Genomic DNA, 23,048 nt, shown 5'->3' on the forward strand with positions numbered 1-23,048 from the left:
CTCAGCGCTGGAAGTCATACAGCGAACCGACGCGCAGGATCTGCGTGAGCTCGTCGAGCGCCGTGCGCGATTCGTCGAGCAGCGCCGGATCGGCGAGGTCCTCCGGTGCGAGGCGATCGCGATAGTGCTTGTCGATCCACGCGTCGAGCGACGCGAACAGCGTGTCGTTGATCCACACGTTCGACGTGACGGCCGCGCGCTCCGCTTCGTTCAGCACGACGCGCAGGCGCAGGCAAGCGGGGCCGCCGCCGTTCTTCATGCTTTCGCGCAGGTCGAACACGAGCACGTCGCGGATCGGGCCGTTGCCGGCCGCGAGATGGTCGAGGTAGGCGGCGACCTTCGCGTTCTCACGGCATTCCTGCGGCACGACGAGCACCTGCGAGCCGTCCGCGCGCGACAGCAACTGGCTGTTGAACAGGTAGGACGTGACGGCATCGTTCACGCTCACGGCCGCGTCCGGCACCTCGATCACGTTCAGGCGCGCGCCGCGCGCGTCGAGCGCGGCGGTCAGCGTGTCGTAGATCGCCTGCTTGTTGACGAACGCGCGTTCGTGCGTGAACAGCGTGTCGCGGTTGCCGACCGAGATCACGTCGTTGTGGAACACGCCCGCGTCGATCACGTCCGGATCCTGCTGCGCGTAGACCGTCGCTTCCTCCGCAAGCCCGTGGCGATGCGCGACCGCGCGGCTCGCCTCGAACGTCTGGCGGGCCGGGAAACGCTTCGGCTCCGGCCCGCGACGGTATTCCGCGCGGCCGTACACGAAGAATTCGACGCCCGGCTTGCCGTACTCGGCGCAGAAGCGCGTATGGTTCGCCGCGCCTTCGTCGCCGAGCGCCGGCGTGCCCGTCAGCGCTTCATGCACCGCGAAGTGCGCGGGGTCCGCGAACAGCGTCGACAGCGTGCGGCGCGTCGCCTCATGCTCGATCGCGCGATGCAGCTTGCTGCACAGGTTCGCCGGCGTGAAGTGCACGCGGCCGTCGTTCGTGTCGGCCGACGGGCTGACGGTGGCCGCGTTCGCGGTCCACATCGCCGACGCCGAGCTCGCCGCGGCGAGCAGTTCGGGTGCCTGCTTCGCGGCCTTCGCGATCACGTCCGCGTCCTTGCCCGAGAAGCCGAGCTCGCGCAACAGGCGCAGCGACGGCCGCTCCTGCGGCGGCAGCACGCCTTGCGCGAAGCCGAGATCCGCGAGCTGCTTCATCTTGCGCAGCCCCTGCTTCGCGGCCGCCTTCGGGTTCGCGGCCGACTTCTCGTTGTTCAGCGACGCCACGTTGCCGAACGACAGCCCGGCGTAGTTGTGGGTCGGGCCGACGAGTCCGTCGAAATTGGCTTCTTGTGCGTTCATCGTCGCTCCCTCGATCAGAAATGCAGGCCCGGCGACAGGCTCGCGGGCAAGGTCAGTTGCGTGCTTTCCACCGACGCCATCGGATACGCGCAATAGTCGGCCGCATAGTACGCGCTCGGGCGATGGTTGCCCGAGCGGCCCGTGCCGCCGAACGGTGCGGCCGACGATGCGCCGTTGGTCGGGCGGTTCCAGTTGACGATGCCGGCGCGGATCGTGCGGCGGAAGTGCTCCCATGCCTTCGCGTCGTCGGCGAGCAGCCCGGCCGACAGGCCGAACGCCGTGTCGTTCGCGCGCTCGATCGCTTCGTCGAACGTCGCGTAGCGGACGATCTGCGCGAGCGGGCCGAAGTGCTCTTCGTCGGGCAGGTTCGCGACGCCCGTCACGTCGACGATCGCCGCATTCACGAAGCCGAGGCGCGGATCGCGCTGCGCCATCGCGATGATCGGCTTCGCGCCCTGCTCGACCAGGCGCGCCTGCGCGTCGACCAGCTTCGCGGCCGCGCGTGCCGAGATCACCGCGCCCATGAACGGCTGCGGATCGGCATCGAACACGTCGGCGGTGATCTTCGACGTGACGTCGGCGAAGCGTGCGAGGAAGCGGTCGCCGAACGCGCCCTGCGGCACGAAGATGCGGCGCGCGCACGTGCAGCGCTGGCCGGCCGACAGGAACGCCGACTGGATCGTGTGATGCACGGCCGCGTCGATGTCCTCGACCTCGCCGATCACGAGGGGATTGTTGCCGCCCATCTCGAGCGCGAGCACGATTTCCGGCCGGCCGCCGAACTGCCTGTGCAGCAGCGTGCCGGTATCCGAGCTGCCGGTGAAGAACAGCCCGTCGATCTGCCGATGGTTCGCGAGCGCGATGCCGGTGTCCTTCTCGCCCTGCACGAGGTTCAGCACGCCGGCCGGCAGCCCGGCTTCGCGCCACACCTCGACCGTCGCGCGCGCGACGCCCGGTGCGAGTTCGGACGGCTTGAACACGACCGTGTTGCCGGCGATCAGCGCCGGCACGATATGACCGTTCGGCAAGTGGCCGGGGAAGTTGTACGGGCCGAACACGGCCACGACGCCGTGCGCGCGATGACGCAGCACCGCGACGCCGTCGGCCATGTCCTGGCGCTTCTCGCCGGTGCGTTCCTGGTAGGCCTGGATCGAGATGGCGACCTTCGCGGCCATCGACGCGACTTCGGTGCGCGCTTCCCACAGCGGCTTGCCGGTTTCGCGGCCGATCGCGGTCGCGATCGCTTCCTTGCGCTCGGTGAGCAGCGCGGCGAAACGCTTGACGATGTCGCAGCGCGCGTCGAAGTCGAGCGCCGACCAGCCGGCGAACGCGCGGCGCGCGCTCGCGACCGCACGGTCGACGTCGGCCGCCGACGCGCTTTCGCCCTGCCATGCGATCGCGTCGGTGCCCGGGTTGCGCGAAGCGAAGACGGGGCCCGAGCCTGCGACCCAGGCGCCGTCGATGAAGAGTTCCGTCATGATTCGTTTATCCCTGTTTGACTTTGAGCGGCAGCACGCGAACCGGATCGCCGGCCTTCACGTCGAGCGCGGCGGCATCGTCGGCCGACAGCACGAACGCGCCGTTCGCGACCACGCCCGGCGCGACGCCGACGCGGAAATCGTCGAGCGACGTGTTCGACACGAGCGACTTCGGTACGTTGTCGGTTGCGTCCGGCGCGCCGATCGCGACCGGCACGACGACGCTCTCGCGCACCGTGCGCAGGTCGTTGACGTGGCATTCGAGCACGGGGCCCGCGTCGAAGATGTCGACGTGATTCTGGTAACGCAGCCCTTCGGCCTCGAGCATCTTGCGGGCCGGCAGCGTGTCGCGGTGCGTGAGGCCGACCGCGTCCTGCGCGTCCTGCGGCAGCAGGTCGACGTACACCGGGTAGCGCGGCATCAGTTCCGCGAGGAACGACTTGCGGCCGTGCGAGCTGAGGTAGTCGGCCGCGTTGAAATCGATCTGGTAGAAGTGCGAACCGACCGCACGCCAGAACGGCGACGTACCGTCCTCGTCGAAGTGGCCGCGCAGTTCCGCGCAGATGCGCTCCGGAAAGCGGTCGCGGAACTGCGCGATGAACATGAAGCGCGAGCGCGACAGCAGGCCGCCGACGCCGCCCGTGCGATAGCGCGGGCTCAGGAACAGCGAGCACACTTCCGCGTAGCCCGTCAGGTCGTGCGAGATGTTCAGCGCGGACATCCGCGTCCACACGCCGAGCTCCTGGCTCGCGTGCACGACCGTGCTCACGCGGTAGTTGTAGAACGGCTGCTCGAGGCCGACCTGCGTCTCGATCCCGCACACGCCCGCGATGTCGCCCGTCTTCGAATCTTCCATCACGAAGAAGTAGCCGGCTTCGCCCGGCGCCGCCTTGCCCTCCAGCGTGCGGCGCGAGCGTTCGATGCGCGCGGCGAGCGCGTCGCGGTCGGGCTTGAACGTGGTCAGGCCCGGCCCGGTTTCCTGCGCGAGCGACACGAGCGCGTCGACGTCGCCCGTTTGTACGACACGAACGACGATCATGCTGCGTCTCCCTTCGATTCTTCATCGTCGCGGCGATGCAGCGGCACGCAGCGCACGACATCGCCTTCCTTCACGTCGAGCGCCGCGCGCACGTCGCCGGCCAGCGGCGCCTCGGCGCCCCGCGCGTCGGCCGTCTCGCCCGGCAGGTCGGCCAGCACGCAGCGGAACGATTCGCCGCTGCCCGTCGACACCAGGTACGCGACGTCGCCCTGCTGATGCGCGGCCTCGCGCACGACGCGCTCCGCGCCGTGCTTCACGCACGCGGTGCGATCGACCTGCGCGGTCAATACCGGGCCCGCGTCGAAGATGTCGACGAAGCGGTCGGGCTCGAAGCCTTCCTCCAGATGGATGTCGTATGCGAGCAGCGCCGTTTCGTTCGGCTCGCCGAGCACGCGCTGTGCGGCTTCCGGCAGCAGCGGCACGTAGAGCGGATAGGCCGGCATCACTTCGGCGATGAACGTGCGGCTGCGGCCGCCCGATGCGATGTCGACGTCGGTGAAATCGCGGCCGAAGAACTTGCGGCCCACCGCTTCCCAGAACGGCGATGCGCCGTTGCCGTCGCTCACGCCGAGCAGCAGCGTGAATACTTCGGGCGTGAAGCGGCGGCGGTTCGCGGCGATGTACATCATCCGGGCGCGCGAGATCAGGTGCGCGGCCGCGTCGCCGCGCAGCGACGGATCGACGTAGAAGCCCGCGAGCCGGCTCTTGCCGGTCAGCTCGTGCGACATCGTGAGCGCATGGATCTTGCGGTTCACGTGCAGCTCGCGCGACGCGTGGATCAGCGCGTCGTTACGGAACGCGTAGAACGGTTCCGAGTAGCCGGCCGCGGCCACGATGCTCGCCGTGCCGAGCAGCTTGCCGGTCGACGAATCCTCGAGTACGAAGAGGTAGAACTCCTCGCCGGCGAAGTCGACGTCCGCGCGAAACGAATCTTCCGAGAGCGCCACACGCGCTTCGAGCGCCGCGCGGTCGTGCGGCAGCGAGTGCAGGACCGGCTGCGCGGTGCGCGCCATGTGCGCGAGCGCATCGAGATCCGTGAGTTTGCCGGGGCGAACAAATAGCATCGTCGTTCCTGTCTGCGATGGGGGCGCCGATCAGCGCGCGGTGGCTTCCTGGGCCGCGACCACCTGCTCGACTGCCTTCTCGAAGCGCTTCACGCCTTCGTCGAGCAGGTCGAACGGGATCACAAGCGACGGCACGAAGCGCAGCACGTTCGGGCCGGCGATCAGCATGATCAGGCCTTGCTCGGCGGCGGCGGTGACGAAGTCCTTCGCGCGGCCGTCGAATGCGGCGGTGAGTTCGGCGCCGACCAGGAGGCCCTTGCCGCGGATGTCCTTGAAGATGCCGAAGCGCGCGTTGATGCGTTCCAGCGCGCCCTTCAGGCGCACGCTGCGTTCGCGCACGCCTTCGAGCAGGGCCGGGTCGCCGATCAGTTCGACGACCTTGTCGGCGATCGCCGATGCGAGCGGGTTGCCGCCGTACGTCGTGCCGTGCACGCCGACCTTGAAGTGCGCGGCCAGTTCGTTCGTCGTCAGCATCGCGCCGATCGGGAAGCCGTTGCCGAGCGCTTTCGCGGTCGTCAGGATGTCGGGCGTGACGCCCGTGTCCATGTAGGCGTAGAACTGGCCCGTGCGGCCGACGCCCGTTTGCACTTCGTCGAAGATCAGCAGTGCGTCGTTCGCGTCACACGCTTCGCGCAGTGCCTTGAGGAACGCCGGATCGGCGGGAATCACGCCGCCTTCGCCCTGCACCGGCTCGACGATCACCGCGCAGGTTTTCGGGCCGATCGCGGCCTTCGCGGCTTCGATGTCGTTGAACGGCAGGTGCTTGATGCCTTCCGGCACGGGGCCGAAGCCTTCCGAGTATTTCGGCTGGCCGCCGACGCTGACGGTGAAGAACGTGCGGCCGTGGAACGACTGCACGAACGACACGATTTCGACTTTATCAGCGCCGTGGCGGTCGAAGGCGACGCGGCGCGCGAGTTTCAGCGCGGCTTCGTTCGCTTCCGCGCCCGAGTTCGCGAAGAATGCGCGGTCGGCGAAGGTCAGCGATTCGAGGCGCTTCGCGAGGCGCAGGACCGGCTCGTTCGTGTAGCCGTTGCCGATGTGCCAGAGCTTGCGGCCTTGTTCGTCCAGCACCTTCAGCAGTTCCGGGTGGCCGTGGCCGAGTGACGTGACCGCGATGCCGCACGCGAAGTCGATGTATTCACGGCCGGCCGTGTCCCATACGCGCGAGCCCTCTGCACGGTCCGGCACGAACGGCGCGGGAGAGAATACCGGCACCATCACTTCGTCGAATGTCTGGCGGGTCACGGTCGAGGTCGTCATGGTCGTTCCTTTCGGTTTCGTAAGAGGGTTCAACAGGATCACGTTTAGGTAAGGGCGACGCAAGCGTCTTGCGGAATTGCGACGGGTTCTATCGGAAGGTTTGGGTTTTGCCCTTCCGGGCAGGTCGGTTGGTTGATGTGGGTCGGTATTTTGCGGCTTTTTCTCGCTGTCTCGGGGGCGCTTCCGGGGTCGTGAAATTCCTGTGATCGTGTCGGTCTATTAGCGTCGCCCCTGCGCGGGGCAGCGGTCACTTTTCTTTGTCTTGCCAAAGAAAAGTAACCAAAAGAAAGGCGCTCAGATAACGCATGACTTACCGGTGCCATGGCGCCCCAGAGTGGTCCGCACAAAAGTGTCCGCGCCAGCCACGAACCCGGAGTGGTTCGAGCAATGGTTCTGACACCACTCGCTACCCCACGGAGTGGTATACCGTCCGCTAGCTCCATCCTCGCTGCGCTCGGCTGCAAGGTACTTCAGGGCGGGCGGTTGCGTTCGTGCTTCCTCCATCGGGCGTCGACGGCCAGGCACTTTTTCTGCTCTTCGCATTTGCGTATCCGAATCGTTTGACCATCGGTGTCTTCGCGAGACGATGTATTTGCGCCCCCATTTTTCTCGCGAGCAGAACGGCGAATTCCCGTTTATCGAAAGCACGTTGGGGCGCGTTGTCGGAATTGGTTGGGATGGACCTGTCGGCCGAGCGAAGCGAGGACGGAGCTAGCGGGCGGTATACCGCTCCGTGGGGTAGCCAGTGGTGTCAGAACCATTGCTCGAACCACTCTGGGGTCCTGACTGGCGCGGACACTTTTGTGCGATCCACTCTGAGTGCCATGGCACCGGGAGGTCATGCGTTTTCGGGCGCCTTTCTTTTGGTTACTTTTCTTTGGCAAGACAAAGAAAAGTGACCGCTGCCCCGCGGAGGGGCGACGCTAATAGACCGACACGATCACAGGTACTTCACGAGAGAGCAAACCGCACCACCGAACACCACCCCGAACATCACCCCCGGCCATCACCCCTTCTCGCGCTCGACGAGCGCCCCTCCACGAGGTTCACTGCCGCCGCCAGTCTGCTTCTCGAGCCACGCTCGCCGATCTTCCCGAGGCGTGACTCCGAACCTTTCGCGGTAAGCATTAGAGAAGTGCGCGGCAGAAGAGAACCCACAAGCGAGAGAAACCTGAACGACCGACTTGCTGGTCCGCTGCAACTGCGTCCGAGCCTTGAGCAGCCGAAGATTGAGGTAATACTTCGAGGGCATCGCCCCGAGATACTGCCGAAAGAGCCGCTCCAGTTGCCGGCGTGAAACGCCGACGAGCCCGGCGATCTCATCGGTCGTCAACGGATCTTCGATATTGGCTTCCATCAAAAGCAAAGCATCATTCAACCGAGGATGTCGCTCACCGGGCGCGGTAACAAAAGGAATCCGCTGCCGCTCCTCACCGCTGCGCAGCGTGCCGGCCCCAAGCGCATCGGCAATCCGCTCCGCGAGGTCCGCCCCATGTTCGCGGCCAATCATGGCCAGCATGAAATCGACGGTCGCCTGCCCACCGGCACAGGTCGCCCGATCGCGATCGATCTCGAAGATCTGCTGCGTGACGATCGACCGCTCGAACTGCTCGGCGAACTGCTGATACGTCTCCCAGTTCACGCTCACGCGATACCCGGAAAGCTGCCCGGCCATCGCCAGCCACCACACGCCGTGATGAATGCCGGTCACAACGGGCGTGCGCTGCCCGACCCGCGCGAGACTCGCGAGAAACAACCGATAATCGGCAAACTGCTGAAACCGCTCCGACACGACGATCAGCCAGTCGCACGCGATCGCATCGTTGAACGCCGCATCGGCATGCCACTGCGCGCCGCCCGCGAGCGGCACCGGCCGCCCATCCCACGAACACACCTGCCAGCGGTACAAAAGCCGCCCGTCGATCTCGTTCGCGAGATTCAGCGCATCGACGATCGGCCCCACGCCCGACATCGACACGGGCGGCAATGCAACGATCGCCACCTGCGTCGTGCGGGTGGCGCCTGCGGGACGAGACACCGGTACCACGTTGAAACCCGCCCTGTCGCGTTACTTGAGGCTGCCCGACAGGAACTGCTTGAGCCGCTCGCTCTGCGGACGCACCAGCACCTCCTTCGGATCGCCCTCTTCCTCGGTCCGCCCCTGATGCAGGAACATCACGTGGTTCGACACGTTGCGCGCGAATCCCATCTCGTGCGTGACGACGATCATCGTGCGGCCTTCCTCGGCCAGCTTCTGCATCACCTTCAGCACTTCACCCACCAGCTCCGGATCGAGCGCGGAAGTCGGCTCGTCGAACAGCATCACGTCAGGATGCATCGCCAGCGCCCGCGCGATCGCCACGCGCTGCTGCTGGCCGCCCGACAAATGCGACGGATACTGCTTCTCGACGCGCGGCGGCAAACCGACCTTCTCCAGATACTCGCGCGCACGCTCCTCGGCTTCCTTCTTCGAAATGCCGAGCACGTGCACGGGCGCCTCCATCACGTTCTCGAGCACGTTCATGTGCGCCCACAGATTGAAGTGCTGGAACACCATCGCAAGCTTCGTGCGGATGCGCTGCAACTGCTTGTGATCGGCGACTTCGAGCGCGCCGGCGCGGTCGGTCTTCGTGCGCACGGCCTCGCCGTCGACGACGATCTGCCCCGCATTCGGCCGCTCGAGGAAATTGATGCAGCGCAGAAACGTGCTCTTGCCCGACCCGCTCGCGCCGATGATGCTGATGACGTCGCCGGCCTTCGCGTTCAGCGACACGCCCTTGAGCACCTCGTTGTCGCCATAGCGCTTGTGGATATCGACCGCGGCAAGCTTGACGGAAGCGGACGCGCTCGTTTGAGTGATCTCGGCCAACTGGCTCTCCTCGAAGTAATTCAGTGACGGGCGGCCGCGAGATACGCGAGCCAGTGGCGCTCCGCGCGGCGAAACGCCGCGACGAGTGCGAACGATACCGCAAGATAGATCAGCGCGGCGATCCCGAATGACTGGAACGCCATGTAGGTCGCGGAATTGGCGTCGCGCGCGACCTTCAGGATGTCCGGCACGGTCGCCGTGAACGCGACGGTCGTCGCGTGCAGCATCAGGATCACCTCGTTGCTGTACAGCGGCAGCGCACGGCGCAGCGCCGACGGCAGGATCACGCGGCGGTACATCGTGAACGGCGACATCCCGTACGCGCGCGCCGCCTCGACCTCTCCATGCGGAATCGCACGGATCGCTCCGGCGAAGATCTCGGTGGTGTACGCGCAGGTGTTCAGCGCGAACGCGAGGATCGCGCAGTTGAAACCGCTGCGGAAAAACGCGTCGAGCAGCGAGTGCGAGCGCACGAACTCGAGGCTGTACATGCCCGTGTACATCAGCAGCAACTGCACGTAGAGCGGCGTGCCGCGGAACACGTACGTGTAGAACCGCACGGGCGTCGACACCCACTTGTTTCTCGACACGCGCGCGACCGCGAGCGGCACCGCGCACACGAAGCCGAGCGAAATCGATGCGACGAGCAGCCACAGCGTGACCGCGAGGCCGGACAGGCGCTGGCCGTCCCAGAAAAGGAACGCCTTGCCGAATTCCTGGAGGATCTCGATCATAGTTCTGCGTGCCGCACGCCCATGGAATAACGCTTCTCGAGCTGGATCAGCACGAGGTTGGAAACGGTCGTGATCGCAAGGTAGATCAGCGCCGCGACGAGGATGAAGAAGAACATGTTGAACGTGCTCTTGCCGGCGTCCTGCGCGGCCTTCACGACGTCCGCGAGACCGATGATCGACACCAGCGCGGTCGCCTTCACGAGCACCTGCCAGTTGTTGCCGATGCCCGGCAGCGCAAAGCGCATCATCTGCGGAAACATGATCCGCGCGAACACGCGCGCGCCGCTCATCCCGTAAGCCGCACCGGCTTCGAGCTGGCCGCGCGGCACCGACAGGAACGCGCCGCGAAACGTCTCGGTGAAGTACGCGCCGTAGATGAAGCCGAGCGTCAGCACGCCGGCCACGAACGGATCGATGTCGATCTGGTTCCAGCCGACGAGGTCGGTGAACTGGTTCAGCCAGATCTGGATGCTGTAGAACAGCAGCAGCATCAGCACAAGATCGGGCACCGAGCGGATCAGCGTCGTATAACCGGTCGCGATCGCTCGCAGCACCCGGTTGTGCGACAGCTTCGCCACCGCGCCGATCAGCCCCAGCGCCACCGCGGTGGCGAGCGACAGCACCGACAGCTCGATGGTCTGCACGGTGCCGGCCCAGAGGACGGGACCAAAGCCGTAAAGGAACACGCGCGTCTCCAGAGTTGAATGAATGCCGACGCGCATGCCTGTCCCGCGCCGGAGTGACGCGGATAGTCGCAAGCGAAATTATTTGCCTCAAATCACCATGCGCGCGATTGCTGCGTCGCAACAATTCGTCCCACCATTTCTGCACACGACCTACGCCGCTGTTTCAAAAGGAAAAAAACCGCTCCCTGACAGTCGGATGACATGCCGGGAAGCGGTTTTTTTGCAATTTTCCGGTCGCTTTTTCGATATAGCGCCGGACTGGCCATCGGGCCGAATGGGCAGGTCGGGACGTACACCACACAATCGCTTGCTCATGCCCGCGACGCGCTGCGCGCCGATCCGATGTCACTCGTGGCGGCCTCTACTTTTCGCATCCACAAAAATGGCTTGCCACTTCATGTTTTCGCATCCACAATTAGTCGAAATTCCGTTCGTTTTCGACGACGCCAAGGATCTGTCGAACCGGCTGAAACACGGCATCTCGCTGCGAATGGCGGAATTCGCCGAGTGGGAAGCCGTGCGCGCGTGGCCGGATACCCGCCGGGACTACGGCGAGGCGCGCTGGATCTGTCTGGTGCCGATCGGCCCGCGCCTCTACACGGCGATCGTCGTCCCGCGCGGCCGCACGCTGCGTGTCGTCAGCCTGCGAAAGGCCAACAACCGAGAGATGATTCGATATGAAGAAGGCCGTTAAATTCATCCGCAACACGCCCGAGGAAGAAGCGGCGATCGCCCGCGGCATCGCTGCCGATCCGGACGCCCACGAACTCAGCGACGAAGAAATCGACGCGATGGAGCCGTTCGTCGAGGTCGTCGCGAAGAAGTTCGGGCGCCCGAAGCTCGAGCACCCGAAGGAACAGGTCAGTATTCGCTACGACGCGGACATCCTCGCCGCGTTTCGGGCCGACGGCCCCGGCTGGCAGACGCGCATGAACGACGCGCTGCGCGACTGGCTGAAGAAGCGCCGCGCGTGAGCGTCACCGCCCTTTCAGGATGTCGGAGCGCGAAGTCGTGTAGACGAGCCCGTCCGGGCCGAAATGGACGTTGAAGAACGCGTCGGTGTTGACGCCGTCCTCGAGCCAGCGCCAACTCCAGACCGTCTCCGGCTTCAGCGGATACTGCGCGATGTCGCCCGGCTTGCCGAGCAGGCGTCGCACCTCGTCCTCGTCCATCCCCGGGCGCACTTTCGCGAAATTCTCGGCGGTCAGGACCTGCGTCGCGCCCGTGTAGCGCCCGTTCGCATCGAGATCGACGAACCAGGTCTGGTTGCCCATCGGGCCGCGCGGATATTCGAGACGCTTCGAGCCGTCGGTGAACGTGCGCTCGGTCTCGGGCTTGCCCATCGTGCCGCGCACGTCGGCCTCGGTCGATTCGCCGACCTTCAGCCCCTTCAGCAGCAGCGGCGCGGGCTTGATCGCGTTGAAGAAATCCCTGATACGTTGCACGTCGAGATGGCCCTGGTCGTCGCAACCGGTCAGCGCCAGCGCGGCGGCCAGCATCGTCACGGAAAGCAGCCGGAAACGGAAAATCATCGGAAGAATGGCGCGTGGAGAAAACACGCGGCAAGGATACCCGCGCGACGCCAAAAGCGCGAGACGGGCCGCGCGGGCCGTCCGCTGTTCAATGCGTCGTTTCGGTTTCGGTCCGGGTTTCGGGCGCCCGATTCGCCGGCGCCGTCGCGCGCGGCCCGGCCGGCGGCGCGCCCAGGCGGCGGCGCGTGCGCACCAGCTCGGCAAGCTGCCACGAGCCGAGCGCGAGGCAGCCGAACAGCACCTCGCGGCCGCGCTTGACCACCGCGAGCGACAGCGCGGTCTCGCGGTCGACGCCGAACATCTGCGCGAGCAGCACGACGGTCGCCTCCTGCACGCCGAGCCCGCCCGGCACCATGAACGCCGCATGCCGCACGGCCTGCGTCATCGCCTCGATCGCGATCGCGCCGCCGATCGACACCGGGTGGCCGAGCAGCGCGAGCGCCCAGTAGATCTCGAGCGCGCCGAGCACGTAGCCGGCCAGTTGCCAGAAGAACGCGCTGAACAGCAGGCCCGTGCGCGACATCAGCGAATCGATGTCGGCGTCGAGCCGGCGGCCGTCGACGCCCTGCAGCAGCCGGTGCGAATCGCCGAGCAGGCGGCCCGCGAAACGCTCGATCGCATGGAAGATGCCGCCGCGCCGCATCAGCACCACGCCGAGCACCGGCAACGGCAGCGTCAGCAGCAGCGCGAGGCCGATCGTGCCGCCGCCCATGTTGTCGGTCGTCGCGAGCAGCAGCACGAGGCCGAGCGCCGCGAACGCATACTGGACGACGATCGTCACGAGCACTTCGACGATCACCGACGCGGTCACACGGCTCGCGTCGGGCACCTGCCAGCGCGCGAGCCGGATGCCGACGATCTCGCCGCCGATGCCGACCACCGGCAGCAGCCGGTTCACCGCCTCGCGCACGGTCGCGATCCACCACAGGAACGGCAGCGAGCCGCGCCGGTCGAGCAGTTGGTGCCATGCGTACGCATCGAGCAACAGCGGCAGCGCGTGGAACGGCACGAGCCACAGCAGCGCGTAGCCGGCGCGCGCGAGCATCTGCGATACGTCATCGACGCCCTCGTGCAGCCCCAGCGCGAGCAGGATGCCGATGCCGATCGGCCAGCCGAGCCACTTGATCCACTTGCTCATGACGGCTGCGCTCCCGCTGCGCGCGACGCGTGCACGCCACGTCGTGCCGCGGGCCCGCCGAACACGTCGGCGAAGCCGCCGGTCGCGACGCCCGCCGCCTTCAGCGCGGCCGCGACGCGCGGCGACAGCAGCGCATCGAGTTCGTCGACCGGGCGATAGCCGGCCATCGTCGGCGTGATCGGGCCATCGCCCGCTTCGGCCGGATGGCAGTAGATCTCGCCGACGCCCGGCGGCAGCTTCGCGAGCGCGTCGAGCAGCACGGCCTCGTCCATCGCGCCCGTATGCTCGATGCCGACCACGTAGTCGTTGTGCGCGAGCCCCGCGCGGTCGAGCCGCGCGCGCACCAGCGCGATCCACGGCTTCAGCAGCGCGGGCGCGCTCGTTTCGTACGGCAGCCGTACCGCGCGCAGCCCGTAGTCGCGGCCGATCTCGACGATCATCGACAGCACGGTCGGATGCAGGTGGAAATGCTTGTGCGCGTTCACGTGGTCGAGCGGCAGGCCGCTCGCCGCGAACGCGTCGAACTGCGCACGGATTTCCCGGCGCAGTTGCGCGCGCACGTGCGGCAGGAAGAAGAAGCGACAACCGTCCTTCGCCATCGCGTCGCCGAAGCGCCCGTCGGGCCCGACGAGCGCGGGAATCTCATGCGCGGGCAGCGTGGCCGGGCCGTCCGCGAGCACCAGATGCAGCCCGACCGCGAGCGACGGCAGCCGCCGCGCGCGCTCGATCGCATCCTGCGCGGCGGGTGCGCCGACCATCAGGCTCGCGGCGTTCAGCACGCCGTCGCGGTGCGCGCGCTCGACCGCCGCGTTGACGCGCGGGTGCAGCCCGAAGTCGTCCGCGGTGAAGATCAGCGCCCGCGCCGCCCGCTGCGTCGCCACGGATCAGGCCTCGTGCGCGCGCAGGAAGCGGAAGAACTCGACGCCTTCGCGCAGGCGCCGCTTCATCATGTCCCAGCTCGTCAGCATCTCGCGCACGATTTCCCAGATCTTCGACGGACGGAAGTAGAACTCGCGATAGAACTGTTCGAGGTGGTGATAGATCTCGTCGCGCGACAGGTGCGCATAGCCGATCGCCGCGAGCTGCACGCCCTCCTTGCTGACGAGGTTGATCGTCTTGTTCTCTTCCATCCAGCCGTTTTCGACGGCCTGCTTGTACAGCGTCGTGCCCGGATACGGTGCGGCGAGCGACACCTGGATCGTGTGCGGGTTGATTTCCTTCGCGTACTCGATCGTCTTCTTGATGGTTTCCTTCGTCTCGCCCGGCAGCCCGAGGATGAAGGTGCCGTGGATCTTGATGCCGAGCTTCTTGCAGTCCGCGCTGAAGCGGCGCGCGAAATCGGTGCGCACACCCTTCTTGATGTTCACGAGGATCTGGTCGTCGCCCGATTCGAAGCCGACCAGCAGCAGGCGCAAGCCGTTTTCCTTCATGATCTTCAGCGACTTGTACGGCACGTTGGCCTTCGCGTTGCACGACCAGGTCATGCCGAGCTTGCCCAGGCCGATCGCGATGGCTTCGGCGCGCGGCAGATCGTCGGTGAAGGTGTCGTCATCGAACATCAGCTCCTTCACTTCCGGCATGTTGTCGCGGATCCACTTCGCTTCCGCGAGCACGTTCTCGACCGAGCGCGTGCGGTAGCGATGGCCGCTGACCGTCTGCGGCCACAGGCAGAACGTGCAGCGCGACTTGCAGCCGCGGCCCGTGTAGATCGACACGTACGGATAGTTCAGGTAGCCGATGAAGTAGTTGTCGATCTTCAGGTCGCGCTTGTAGACGGGCGCGACGAACGGCAGTTCGTCCATGTTCTCGAGGATCGGACGCGCTTCGTTGTGCTCGATCGAGCCGCCCTTCGCGCGCCAGCTCAAGCCCTTGATCTCGGCGAACGGCTTGCCTTCGGCGAGCTCCTTGCAGGTGTAGTCGAATTCCTCGCGGCACACGAAGTCGATGGCGTCGCTCGCCGTGAGCGAGTTGTGCGGATCGACCATCACCTTCGCGCCCACCATGCCGACCAGCATCGACGGCTTCATCTTCTTCAGATCCTGCGCGAACATCGCGTCGGTCGGGAATGACGGCGTGCTCGTGTGGATGATCACGAGGTCGTAGTCGTTGGCGATCTTCAGCGTTTCCTCGACCGACAGGCCGTCGGCCGGCGCGTCGACGACGCGGCTGCCCGGCACGAGCGCGGCCGGCTGCGCGAGCCAGGTCGGATACCAGAAGGAACGGATTTCGCGCTTCGCCTGATAGCGCGAGCCGGCTCCGCCGTCGAAGCCGTCATACGAAGGGGCCTGCAAGAACAGCGTTTTCATGAATGCTCCGGTAGCCTGCATAGTTCGTTTCGTTACAACGATTCAGTCAAAAAACCGCGGGCCGCCATGCCGGCGCCCGCCTCTTCGTCATGTCGCGCCGCGCGGCTGCGCCGTGCGACGCGTGTCGGCCCGCGGGCCGGGTCCGATCGCCAGCCCTAGCGGCCGTCCACTGCTTCCACGGCCGCCGTCGCGCGTTCGCCGCCGACGACCGTCATCCTCGCGCCGCGCCACACGACGTGGGTGCCGAACACGGCCGCGAGCCACTCCAGCGCGAGCAGCGTGTCGCGCACCGCGACGAGCGGCAGGTCGCGCCAGAACGCGCGCCAGCCGTCCTCGCCGCGCGCGTGCAGCACGAGCCGCCCGAATGCGCCGAGCGCGGCCGCCCCGCCCGCCAGCGTGCCGGCGAAGGTGCCGTCGAGGCGCCACGCGAGCGCCGCGCCGATCGCGAGCCACGGCGCGGTAAACGTGATGAACAGGAACGCGAAGCCGGCCGGGTTCAGCGAACGGATCGTACGCAGCCAGCGCGTCTCGCGGCGCCACAGCGGCCCGAACGACGGTTCGATCACGTCGGTCGCGACCTCGACCTCGGACAGCACGGTGCGCCGCCCGAGCCGACGCGGCAGCTCGGCCAGCCAGAAATCGTCTGCCAGTTCGTCCTTCAGTGCGAAGAGGCCGCCGATCCGCTCGAGCGTGTCGCGCGTGAGCGCGAGCGTCGCGCCGAAGCCGAAGCGGCTCGAGCGGCCGAGGTGCGTGATGCGCACCGACGGCGCGAACCAGGCGTCGACGAACTGCGCGCCGATCCGCGTCCAGAAGCCGCCGACGCTGCGCGCATGATACAGGCACGTGACGACCCCGACCGACGTGTCGGCGAGCGGCGCCGTCACGCGCTCCAGATAGTCGGGCTGCACCGCGATGTCGCTGTCCGCGATCACGATGCGTCCGTATTTCGCGCGCTCGGCGAGATTGATCAGGTTGCTGACCTTCAGGTTCTTGCCGTGCACGCGCGCGTCGACCACGAGCGTGATGTCGCACGCCGGATGAGCGGCGCGCAGCCGCTCGACGACGGCGATGGCCGGATCGGCCGGCGATGCGACGCCGAACAGCACCTCGTAGCAAGGGTGGCGCTGCGTGCAGAAGGTCGCGAGGTTGTCGTACAGGTGCGGCTCCGCGCCGCACAACGGCTTCAGCACGCTGACCGGCTCGAAGCCGTCGCGCACCGCCGTGCGCGGCGTGCGCGGCCGCGGCGCGAAGGCCGCGACGAGCGCATAGCCGGCCGCGGCGAGCGTGAACGCGATCAGGAGCCAGTCGAGCAGCGTGACGATCGGCGTCATGCGCGACGCCTCCCGGCGACCTGGGCGCCATGGCAAACGCTCGAGCGTGATTGAACGTGATGCGGTATTCCGACTACGACGAACGCGGGCACGACCCGACTCCTTGTTCCTGCAGCGTCTGTAATGGGGAGGCACGACCCGTCGTTCGGGTGCGGCCATGCCCGGCTTCGCGTGGCGTATCCCGGTGCAGCGCCCGGACGGCATGCGGGAAGACTCGAATGGCTCCATCGGCACAAGATGGGCAGGCGCCGGATTTTAACAGTCCGCGCCCCCCGGCGCTCGGCGTTCCGGGAAACGGACTAGTGCAATTCCAGCAAAGCTGAGCGGTCGACGAACCCGATCGGCCCGGCCACGTTCACGTTAGCGTAAGTACTTTGCAGGCGTATTGCAGTCTTTAAAATCAGACATTTCGTGCAAATTTGTATGTCGATGCGGTTTCATTTCCAATCGCCGTAAAGTTTGGTAATTAACCAGCGATTAGATTGATTTTTGCAACGATCATCGCAAGGAACCCTGCGTCCCTGTAAGGCGCATGGGTATGCGCGCGCCGCCAGCACGTTCCGGAACCCTTTGGCAAAATCGTTGGCGTTTGTTGCGTCAGCGCATCACCACGCCACCCGTTTCGAAGGTCTTCCGATGACACCGTTTTCCGTACTCGATCTCGCCCCCATCCCGGCCGGCGCCGACGCCTCGCAAGCGTTCCGCAACACCGTCGATCTCGCGCAGCACGCGGAACGCTGGGGCTACCGGCGCTACTGGCTGGCCGAGCATCACAACATGCCGGGCATCGCGAGCGCGGCCACCGCCGTCGTGATCGGCCACGTCGCGGGCGCCACGCGCACGATCCGGGTCGGCTCGGGCGGCATCATGCTGCCGAACCATGCGCCGCTCGTGATCGCCGAACAGTTCGGCACGCTCGCGTCGCTGTATCCGGGGCGCATCGACCTCGGCCTCGGCCGCGCGCCCGGCACCGACCAGACCACGTCGCGCGCGCTGCGCCGCGACCTGATCGGCAGCGCGGATTCGTTTCCGGACGACGTCGCGGAGCTGCAGCGCTACTTCGCGGAGCCGGTGCCCGGCCAGCGCGTGCGGGCGGTGCCCGGCGCGGGGCTCGACGTCCCGGTGTGGCTGCTCGGTTCGAGCCTGTTCAGCGCGCAGCTCGCGGCGATGCTCGGGCTGCCGTTCGCGTTCGCGTCGCACTTCGCGCCGGATTACCTGATGCGCGCGCTCGAGATCTATCGCGCGCAGTACCGGCCGTCGGCCGCGTGGCCGAAGCCGCATGCGATGGTGGGCGTCAACGTGTTCGCGGCCGAGACCGACGACGAGGCACGGCGCCTGTTCACGTCGCTGCAGCAGCAGTTCATCAACCTGCGGCGCGGCACGCCGGGCAAGCTGCCGCCGCCCGTCGACGTGCTCGAGGCGAACGAACTCGAACTCGCGACCGTCGCGCATTCGCTGTCGTTCGCGGCGGTCGGCTCGCGCGACACGGTGCGCGACAAGCTGCGCGAGCGCATCGCGCAGACGGGCGCCGACGAGCTGATCATCACCGCGCAGATCTACGATCACGCCGCGCGGCTGCGCTCGTTCGAACTGGCCGCGCAGATCCGCGACGAGCTCGCGAACGAGGCAGGCTGACCGCCCGACGGTGCGCGGCCGGCGGCGGCCTGCTCCGCGTCACTGCGGGCGCACGGCCTCCAGCCCGTCGAGCAGCGCCTTGTGGAACGCGTCGGGGTCCTGGATCTGCGGCGCGTGCCCGAGCGCCGGGAATTCGACGAGCTGCGCGCCGGGAATCGCGGCCTGCGTGCGCTTCGCGAGCTCCGGATAGCGGCCGAGCTTCGCATGCACGTCGGGCGGCGCGGCGTCCTTGCCGATCGCGGTCGTGTCCTTGTCGCCGATCATCAACAGCGTCGGCACGCGGATCGCGCCGAATTCGTAGACCACCGGCTGCGTGAGGATCATGTCGTAGATCAGCGCGGAGTTCCACGCGACCGCGTCGCGGCCGGCGCCGCGATACATCCCGGCGAGCATCTGCACCCAGCGCTCGTACGACGGCGACCACTTGCCCGCATAGTAGGTCGCCTGCTCGTAGCGGCGGATGCCGTCGGCCGTGGTCTTCTGCTCGCGCGCATACCAGTAGTCGACCGACAGCGGCGGCACGCCGAGCGCCTTCCAGTCCTCGAGGCCGATCGGGTTCACAAGCACGAGCTGGTCGGTCGCCTTCGGATACATCAGCGCGTAGCGGACCGCGAGCATCCCGCCCGTCGAATGGCCGATGATCGTCGCCGACTTCACGCCGACCGATTCGAGCAGCGCGTGCGTGTTGCGCGCGAGTTGCTGGAAGCTGTACTGGTAGCGCTCGGGCTTCGACGACTTGCAGAAACCGATCTGGTCCGGCGCGATCACGCGATAGCCGGCGCGGCTCAGCACGTCGATCGTGTCTTCCCAGGTCGCCGCGCAGAAGTTCTTGCCGTGCAGCAGCACGACGGTGCGGCCGTTCGGGTGCGCGGGCTGCACGTCGAGGTACGCCATCTCGAGGGTTTCCCGCTGCGACACGAACGCGTACACGTGCACGGGCGCCGGATACGCAAACCCTTCCAGCCGCGGGCCGTACGCGGGCCCGTCGTTGGCGGCGGGCGTCGCGGCAACGCCCGCAACGGGCAGCGCGCACGCGGCGGCGGCGCTCGCGCCGAGCACCGCGGCACGCGCGACGGACAACATCTTGCAAATCGAAAGCATGGCGATCACGGTGATGGGGGGACGCGCGCGGGCCGCCGGAGTGCAGCGGGACGGGCTCGCGCCCCGCGATTCTACGCGCTCGCGTGACGACGGCGCGCAACACTCCGGGGCCGCGCGACTTCCGCGCGTATGACGAACTCGGGTATCGTGTGACGTGACCCTGAAACGCGTGCAGGCGAATTCCCATGAAAAACGTCCTCAGCATTCAGTCGCACGTCATCTACGGCCATGCCGGCAACAGTGCGGCCGTGTTCCCGATGCAGCGCCTCGGCGTCAACGTCTGGCCGCTCAACACCGTCCAGTTGTCGAATCACATGCAGTACGGCCACTGGGCCGGCAGCGCGATCGATGCCGCGAAGATGGAACAGCTCGTCGACGGCATCGCCGCCATCGGCGCGCTCAAGCGTTGCGACGCGGTGCTGTCCGGCTTCCTCGGCTCGCCGCCGCAGGCGCGCGCGGCGGTCGAGATCGTGCGCTCGGTGAAGGCGATGAATCCGAACGCGTGGTACTTCTGCGATCCGGCGATGGGCCAGACGGGCGGCATCCGGCCCGAGCCCGGCGTCGAGGAATTCATCGTCCAGGAGGTGCCCGCGCTCGCCGACGGCATGTCGCCGAACCATACCGAACTGCAGAAGCTCGCCGGGCGGCGCATCGAGACCGTCGCCGAAGCCGTCGACGCCTGCCGCGCGCTGATCCGCCGCGGCCCGCAGATCATCCTCGTCAAGCACCTGCACGACCGCAACAGCCCGGCCGACCGTTTCAACATGCTCGCCGTCACCGAAACCGAAGCGTGGATCGGCCAGCGGCCGCTGTATGCGTTTCCGCGCCACCCGGTCGGCGTCGGCGACCTCACCAGCGCGATCTTCGTCGCGTGCCGGCTGCGCGGCGACTCCGTGCGCGCCGCGTTCGAACACACGCTCGCGGCCGTGCATGCGGTCGTGAAGGCCACCTACGACGCACGCCGTTACGAACTCGAACTCGTCGCCGCGCAGGACGAGATCGCCCGCCCGAGCGAATGGTTCGGCGCGTGGGTGACCGACGCCTGACGCGCCGGCACCGCGTTGCGCTGCTCCGCCGCGCTGCTTTCCTGCTTTCCCCGTTACACCACGACCGCCGGCGATGCGCATCCCGATACCGGTTCGCCGTCCATGCAAACGTTTCCGGACTTCACATGAATGACACCGATTCCTCGCTATGCTCGCGGCGGCACGCACCGACGCAGCCGCATCCTGCGATTCGGTGCGCGCCTTTCCCGCAGGTCCCGCCAATCGGCTCCCCCTTTACCGCACGATAACGACCATGACCCGATCGAACCGTCGTGACTTCCTGCGCGTCGCCGCCGGCACTGCCGGCGCCGCCGCGCTGAACCTGTTTCCGCCCGTGATCCGGGATGCGCTCGCGATTCCCGCGAACCGCCGCACCGGCACGATCCGCGACATCGAACACATCGTGATCCTGATGCAGGAGAACCGCTCGTTCGACCACTACTTCGGCACGATGCGCGGTGTCCGCGGCTTCGGCGACCCGCGCCCGTTGCGCCTCGCGAACGGCAAGTCGGTGTTTCACCAGCCGGTCGGCCCGGCCGAACTGCTGCCGTTCCACCCCGGCGCGGACAAGCTCGGCCTGCAGTTCCTGCAGGACCTGCCGCACGGCTGGCAGGACATGCACGCCGCGTGGAACAAGGGCCGCTACGATCAGTGGGTGCCGAACAAGGGCACCACGACGATGGCGTACCTCAAGCGCGACGACATCCCGTTCCATTACCAGCTCGCCGACGCGTTCACGATCTGCGACGCGTACCACTGCGCGATCCCGAGCTCGACCGACCCGAACCGCTACTACATGTGGACGGGCTACGTCGGCAACGACGGCACGGGCGGCGGCCCGGTGCTCGGCAACGAGGAAAAGGGCTACGGCTGGACGACGTATCCGGAAGTGCTCGAACAGGCCGGCGTGTCGTGGAAGATCTACCAGGACGTCGGCACGGGGCTCGACGCGAACGGCTCGTGGGGCTGGACGCAGAACCCGTACATCGGCAACTACGGCGACAACGCGCTGCTCTACTTCAACCAGTACCGCACCGCGCTGCCCGGCACGCCGCTGTACGACAAGGCGCGCACCGGCACCAACATCAGCGCCGGCGGCACGCTGTTCGACGTGCTGCAACAGGACGTGAAGAACGGCACGCTGCCGCAGGTGTCGTGGATCTGCGCGCCGGAAGCGTATTCCGAGCACCCGAACTGGCCCGCGAACTACGGCGGGTGGTACATCGAGCAGGTGCTGAAGGCGCTCGTGTCGAATCCCGACGTGTGGAGCAAGACCGCCCTCTTCATCACGTACGACGAAAACGACGGCTTCTTCGATCACGTGCCGCCGCCGTTCGCGCCGCAGTCGCGCGAGAACGGGCTGTCGACGGTCGCGACGACCAACGAGGTTTTCGCCGGCGACGCATCGCACATGGCCGGCCCGTACGGGCTCGGGCCGCGCGTGCCGATGCTGGTCGTGTCGCCGTGGACCAAGGGCGGCTGGGTCTGCTCGCAGACCTTCGATCACACGTCGCTGCTGCAATTCATCGAGGCGCGGTTCGGCGCGCAGTATCCGGTCACGGCCGCCAACGTGTCGCCGTGGCGTCGCGCGGTGTGCGGGGACCTGACCGCCGCGTTCGACTTCGCGACGGCCGACGCCGGCTGGCCGACGCTGCCCGATACGAGCGGCTACGCGCCGCCGGATCGCAATCGCCACCCCGATTACATCCCGGTGCCGCCGGTGCTGCAGAAGCTGCCGAAACAGGAAGCCGGGCTGCGCCCGGCGCGCGCGCTGCCGTACGAGCTGTTCGTGCACGGCCGCGTCGAAGCCGCGAACGGCCAGTTCCGGCTGACCTTCGCGAACACGGGCCGCGCGGGCGCCGCGTTCCAGGTCCAGTCGCGCAACCGCGTCGACGGCCCGTGGACGTACACGGTCGAAGCCGGCAAACGCATCGCCGATACGTGGAGCGCGGCCGCGTCGCTCGGCCTGTACGACCTCGACGTATACGGCCCGAACGGCTTCTATTGCCATTTCCGCGGCCCGTTCGCGACCGGCGTCGGCAGCGCGAACGTGAACCCCGAAGTGATCTACGGCTACGACGTCGCGAACGGCAACATCACGCTGCGCCTGATGAACCGCGGCCACAAGGCCGTGCGGCTCAAGGTCACGAACGCGTACGGCCACGGTCACGCGCGTACGTTCGATCTCGCGCCGGGCGCGCACGTCGACGATTACTGGGACCTGCGCGGCAGCCACGGCTGGTACGACCTGACCGTCAGCGACGGCCGGCAGCTCGGCTTCCTGCGCCGCTTCGCCGGCCACGTCGAAACGGGCCGCCCGAGCACCAGCGACCCGCTGATCCGCACGACCGCGTCGCACGACGACGCCGAGGCCGCCTCGGACGCCCTGTCCGACTGACGTCGGCCCACGCGCGGCGCGGCCCCGACAGGCCGCGCCGCGCCCTTGCCCCGCACCGCTCCCCCCTTCTGCGCGCCCGTTCCGTT

At 67.2% G+C, this 23,048-nt stretch carries 20 protein-coding genes; 5 read left to right on the forward strand and 15 right to left on the reverse strand.

What is annotated here, in order from left to right; translation table 11 throughout:
- Nucleotide 1: 1 nt before the first annotated feature.
- From astB to KPB06_RS18880, 9 genes are all read right to left on the reverse strand, one after another.
- A complete protein-coding gene (astB, locus tag KPB06_RS18840) occupies nt 2-1,342 on the reverse strand; it encodes an N-succinylarginine dihydrolase (RefSeq protein ID WP_059573958.1) in 1,341 nt (446 codons plus the stop codon).
- 14 nt (nt 1,343-1,356) lie between these two features.
- Nucleotides 1,357-2,820 (reverse strand): succinylglutamate-semialdehyde dehydrogenase, encoded by a 1,464-nt coding sequence (gene astD, locus KPB06_RS18845; protein ID WP_059573959.1) that lies wholly within the window; start codon nt 2,818-2,820, stop codon nt 1,357-1,359.
- 7 nt (nt 2,821-2,827) lie between these two features.
- Entirely contained in the window at nt 2,828-3,859 is a 1,032-nt protein-coding gene (astA, locus tag KPB06_RS18850) for an arginine N-succinyltransferase (RefSeq protein ID WP_059573960.1), read from the reverse strand.
- Nucleotides 3,856-4,923, reverse strand: a complete 1,068-nt coding sequence (aruF, locus tag KPB06_RS18855) for an arginine/ornithine succinyltransferase subunit alpha (protein ID WP_059573961.1) — start codon at nt 4,921-4,923, stop codon at nt 3,856-3,858. Before aruF ends, astA begins: the two co-directional genes overlap by 4 nt.
- Nucleotides 4,924-4,953: 30 nt before the next feature.
- Entirely contained in the window at nt 4,954-6,186 is a 1,233-nt protein-coding gene (locus KPB06_RS18860) for an aspartate aminotransferase family protein (protein WP_059573962.1), read from the reverse strand.
- Nucleotides 6,187-7,192: 1,006 nt separating this feature from the next.
- Entirely contained in the window at nt 7,193-8,233 is a 1,041-nt protein-coding gene (locus KPB06_RS18865; RefSeq protein WP_059573963.1) for a GlxA family transcriptional regulator, read from the reverse strand.
- Nucleotides 8,234-8,254: 21 nt separating this feature from the next.
- On the reverse strand, nt 8,255-9,055 hold the full coding sequence (locus KPB06_RS18870; protein WP_006488736.1) for an ABC transporter ATP-binding protein: 801 nt from the start codon (nt 9,053-9,055) through the stop codon (nt 8,255-8,257).
- Nucleotides 9,056-9,075: 20 nt separating this feature from the next.
- A complete protein-coding gene (locus tag KPB06_RS18875; RefSeq protein ID WP_059573964.1) occupies nt 9,076-9,789 on the reverse strand; it encodes an ABC transporter permease in 714 nt (237 codons plus the stop codon).
- Complete coding sequence (locus KPB06_RS18880; RefSeq protein ID WP_006488734.1) at nt 9,786-10,475, reverse strand: ABC transporter permease; 690 nt, start codon at nt 10,473-10,475, stop codon at nt 9,786-9,788. Before KPB06_RS18880 ends, KPB06_RS18875 begins: the two co-directional genes overlap by 4 nt.
- Nucleotides 10,476-10,872: 397 nt before the next feature.
- Between KPB06_RS18880 and KPB06_RS18885 the strand changes: the two genes are divergently transcribed.
- Nucleotides 10,873-11,169, forward strand: coding sequence for a BrnT family toxin (locus tag KPB06_RS18885; RefSeq protein ID WP_059573965.1), 297 nt, complete (start codon nt 10,873-10,875; stop codon nt 11,167-11,169).
- Nucleotides 11,153-11,449: a BrnA antitoxin family protein gene (locus KPB06_RS18890; protein WP_027783976.1), complete on the forward strand. Its 297-nt coding sequence runs from the start codon at nt 11,153-11,155 to the stop codon at nt 11,447-11,449. The genes KPB06_RS18885 and KPB06_RS18890 overlap by 17 nt, the downstream gene beginning before the upstream one ends.
- Before the next feature lie 3 nt (nt 11,450-11,452).
- On the opposite strand, the gene KPB06_RS18895 is transcribed toward KPB06_RS18890, so the two are convergent.
- The 5 genes from KPB06_RS18895 to hpnI all read right to left on the reverse strand — a co-directional run bounded on the left by KPB06_RS18895 (nt 11,453) and on the right by hpnI (nt 16,782).
- Nucleotides 11,453-12,007, reverse strand: a complete 555-nt coding sequence (locus KPB06_RS18895; RefSeq protein WP_006488732.1) for a hypothetical protein — start codon at nt 12,005-12,007, stop codon at nt 11,453-11,455.
- A gap of 88 nt (nt 12,008-12,095) precedes the next feature.
- A complete protein-coding gene (locus KPB06_RS18900; protein WP_104012342.1) occupies nt 12,096-13,145 on the reverse strand; it encodes a lysylphosphatidylglycerol synthase domain-containing protein in 1,050 nt (349 codons plus the stop codon).
- A complete protein-coding gene (gene hpnK, locus KPB06_RS18905) occupies nt 13,142-14,026 on the reverse strand; it encodes a hopanoid biosynthesis-associated protein HpnK (RefSeq protein ID WP_059573967.1) in 885 nt (294 codons plus the stop codon). The genes KPB06_RS18900 and hpnK overlap by 4 nt, the downstream gene beginning before the upstream one ends.
- Before the next feature lie 3 nt (nt 14,027-14,029).
- Nucleotides 14,030-15,472 (reverse strand): hopanoid biosynthesis associated radical SAM protein HpnJ, encoded by a 1,443-nt coding sequence (gene hpnJ / locus KPB06_RS18910; protein WP_316252114.1) that lies wholly within the window; start codon nt 15,470-15,472, stop codon nt 14,030-14,032.
- A 134-nt stretch (nt 15,473-15,606) separates the two neighbouring features.
- A complete protein-coding gene (gene hpnI, locus KPB06_RS18915) occupies nt 15,607-16,782 on the reverse strand; it encodes a bacteriohopanetetrol glucosamine biosynthesis glycosyltransferase HpnI (RefSeq protein WP_104012343.1) in 1,176 nt (391 codons plus the stop codon).
- Nucleotides 16,783-17,418: 636 nt separating this feature from the next.
- On the opposite strand from hpnI, the gene KPB06_RS18920 reads away from it, so the two are divergent.
- Nucleotides 17,419-18,417, forward strand: a complete 999-nt coding sequence (locus tag KPB06_RS18920) for an LLM class flavin-dependent oxidoreductase (RefSeq protein WP_059573969.1) — start codon at nt 17,419-17,421, stop codon at nt 18,415-18,417.
- Between the two features lie 39 nt (nt 18,418-18,456).
- Here KPB06_RS18920 and KPB06_RS18925 read toward each other — a convergent pair whose 3' ends face one another.
- Nucleotides 18,457-19,518, reverse strand: coding sequence for an alpha/beta fold hydrolase (locus KPB06_RS18925; RefSeq protein WP_099316216.1), 1,062 nt, complete (start codon nt 19,516-19,518; stop codon nt 18,457-18,459).
- 185 nt (nt 19,519-19,703) lie between these two features.
- On the opposite strand from KPB06_RS18925, the gene pdxY reads away from it, so the two are divergent.
- Together pdxY and KPB06_RS18935 are read left to right on the forward strand one after the other, a co-directional pair.
- Entirely contained in the window at nt 19,704-20,564 is an 861-nt protein-coding gene (pdxY, locus tag KPB06_RS18930; RefSeq protein ID WP_060313304.1) for a pyridoxal kinase PdxY, read from the forward strand.
- Between the two features lie 253 nt (nt 20,565-20,817).
- Nucleotides 20,818-22,962: a phosphocholine-specific phospholipase C gene (locus tag KPB06_RS18935; RefSeq protein ID WP_275906230.1), complete on the forward strand. Its 2,145-nt coding sequence runs from the start codon at nt 20,818-20,820 to the stop codon at nt 22,960-22,962.
- Nucleotides 22,963-23,048 lie beyond the last annotated feature (86 nt).

Source organism: Burkholderia semiarida, assembly GCF_029268935.1.
Classification (GTDB): domain Bacteria; phylum Pseudomonadota; class Gammaproteobacteria; order Burkholderiales; family Burkholderiaceae; genus Burkholderia; species Burkholderia semiarida.

What these genes read in the sequence shown, in the direction of transcription:
- astB (WP_059573958.1), bottom strand. Translation starts at nt 1,342, where the DNA reads ATGAACGCACAAGAAGCCAATTTCGACGGACTCGTCGGCCCGACCCAC.
- astD (WP_059573959.1), bottom strand. Translation starts at nt 2,820, where the DNA reads ATGACGGAACTCTTCATCGACGGCGCCTGGGTCGCAGGCTCGGGCCCC.
- astA (WP_059573960.1), bottom strand. Translation starts at nt 3,859, where the DNA reads ATGATCGTCGTTCGTGTCGTACAAACGGGCGACGTCGACGCGCTCGTG.
- aruF (WP_059573961.1), bottom strand. Translation starts at nt 4,923, where the DNA reads ATGCTATTTGTTCGCCCCGGCAAACTCACGGATCTCGATGCGCTCGCG.
- KPB06_RS18860 (WP_059573962.1), bottom strand. Translation starts at nt 6,186, where the DNA reads ATGACGACCTCGACCGTGACCCGCCAGACATTCGACGAAGTGATGGTG.
- KPB06_RS18875 (WP_059573964.1), bottom strand. Translation starts at nt 9,789, where the DNA reads ATGATCGAGATCCTCCAGGAATTCGGCAAGGCGTTCCTTTTCTGGGAC.
- KPB06_RS18885 (WP_059573965.1), top strand. Translation starts at nt 10,873, where the DNA reads ATGTTTTCGCATCCACAATTAGTCGAAATTCCGTTCGTTTTCGACGAC.
- KPB06_RS18890 (WP_027783976.1), top strand. Translation starts at nt 11,153, where the DNA reads ATGAAGAAGGCCGTTAAATTCATCCGCAACACGCCCGAGGAAGAAGCG.
- KPB06_RS18895 (WP_006488732.1), bottom strand. Translation starts at nt 12,007, where the DNA reads ATGATTTTCCGTTTCCGGCTGCTTTCCGTGACGATGCTGGCCGCCGCG.
- KPB06_RS18900 (WP_104012342.1), bottom strand. Translation starts at nt 13,145, where the DNA reads ATGAGCAAGTGGATCAAGTGGCTCGGCTGGCCGATCGGCATCGGCATC.
- hpnJ (WP_316252114.1), bottom strand. Translation starts at nt 15,472, where the DNA reads ATGCAGGCTACCGGAGCATTCATGAAAACGCTGTTCTTGCAGGCCCCT.
- hpnI (WP_104012343.1), bottom strand. Translation starts at nt 16,782, where the DNA reads ATGACGCCGATCGTCACGCTGCTCGACTGGCTCCTGATCGCGTTCACG.
- KPB06_RS18920 (WP_059573969.1), top strand. Translation starts at nt 17,419, where the DNA reads ATGACACCGTTTTCCGTACTCGATCTCGCCCCCATCCCGGCCGGCGCC.
- KPB06_RS18925 (WP_099316216.1), bottom strand. Translation starts at nt 19,518, where the DNA reads ATGCTTTCGATTTGCAAGATGTTGTCCGTCGCGCGTGCCGCGGTGCTC.
- pdxY (WP_060313304.1), top strand. Translation starts at nt 19,704, where the DNA reads ATGAAAAACGTCCTCAGCATTCAGTCGCACGTCATCTACGGCCATGCC.
- KPB06_RS18935 (WP_275906230.1), top strand. Translation starts at nt 20,818, where the DNA reads ATGACCCGATCGAACCGTCGTGACTTCCTGCGCGTCGCCGCCGGCACT.